This is a genomic window from Alphaproteobacteria bacterium (assembly GCA_024244705.1).
In the GTDB taxonomy this organism is placed as follows: domain Bacteria; phylum Pseudomonadota; class Alphaproteobacteria; order JAAEOK01; family JAAEOK01; genus JAAEOK01.
This window is the reverse complement of the sequence record JAAEOK010000100.1, coordinates 1-1,392: the sequence shown is the minus strand read 5'-3', so window position 1 is coordinate 1,392 and position 1,392 is coordinate 1. Positions and strand designations below refer to the sequence as shown.

1 protein-coding gene is annotated in these 1,392 nt (G+C 64.1%); it reads right to left on the bottom strand.

All coding sequences use genetic code 11. From position 1 onward, the window contains the following. Positions 1-63: 63 nt before the first annotated feature. Positions 64-1,392 (bottom strand): IS1634 family transposase (locus GY791_19055; protein MCP4330526.1); only part of this gene is annotated, 1,329 nt, incomplete at its 5' end.

Below are 1,392 nucleotides of genomic sequence, written 5' to 3'. Positions count from 1 at the left end.
CTGAACTTTAGGCTGATTTTGTCGAAGTGACTGTAATTGCACGAAGATTATTTCGTGCACTGTCTACATTTTTGGTTTGATGGCGAGCAGGTCGAAGGCGCGGCGTTGAACGGGGGTCGGTTTTGCGAGGATCTCCACGGTTGTCTTGCCGGCGAAGCGGACAGTGTTGCGGGTCAACGTTGCCAGGTCTGCAATAAGGGATCGGAAGCTGTGGACCGGCAGGCCGTCGTCGGTGCGCTTGCTGGCGGCTTTTCGGCGTGCGGCGGGCGACGGCTTAGCCTTGGCCACCGGTGAGGGCCTGTGCGCCTCGGCGGCGGCGCGATCATGGTCGGCAAACAGGATCGGCGCCAACGCCTGACGCATATGCCACTCGACATGGTAGGCCAGCATGCAGAGGAAGACATGGGCGCGCACCCGCGGCCCGGTCCAGTGGAACACCGGCCGCACCTCCAGATCGACGGTTTTGAGACAGCGGAAGGCGCGCTCGACCCGGGCCAAGCCTTTGTAGGTACGGACCGCCTCGTCGGCTTCCATGACCTCGGCTGGCAGATTGGTGCGTAAGACATAGAAACCATCGAGGGCCGCCTCGGCGGCGATCGCCGGCAGATCGCGGTCAAACCGTATGTCGTTATCGCTGATGGTCACCTGAAAGTGTTTGCCGACCTTGCGCCGGCCAAGCACCTTGCCGACCGCTTGGCCGATCGCGGCCGCGCCGTGCAGCGGCTGCCGCCGCCGCCGCACCCGTTCCTGGATGCCCACAAGATCGCGCTCGGTGAGATCAAGCAGTTCGTCGCGTTTGCGCCGGCGCTCCTCGGCCAGGGCCGGATTGCGGCAAACGATCAGACGCTCACCAGGATAGTCCGGGCTCTCGATCTCGGCCAGGTCACGGTCATCAAACAGCGACAGCTGCAGCGGGCCATCCTCGCCGGCAAGCTGACGGATCGCCGGCGCCCGAAGCGCCGTCAGCCAATCCAGACCGGCCGGACGAACATCCTCCTCGATCCGGGCATTGGTGATCAGCCCACGGTCCGCCACCAGAACAACCCGCTGCAAGCCGAAGCGCCTCTTCAGCTTGTCGATCTGGCTGGATAGCGTCGAGGGGTCGGCGACATTGCCGTCAAACACCTCAACCGCGACCGGACAGCCCTCGGCGCTACACATCAGCCCGATGACAATCTGTAACTTGTCCTTGCGACCGTCGCGGCTGTAACCAAACCGGGCAAGCGGGCAGCAGCGCCCCTCCAGCCATGTCGAGGTCACGTCGTACAGCACCAACGTGCCACCCGAAAGATGGCGGCGCGCCAGTCCCGCCTCGATCTCGGGCTGCCTCTCACCAAGCCAATCGAGCGCCGAATAGACCTCGTTCGCGCCCACCTGGCCGAGCTCGAGGTG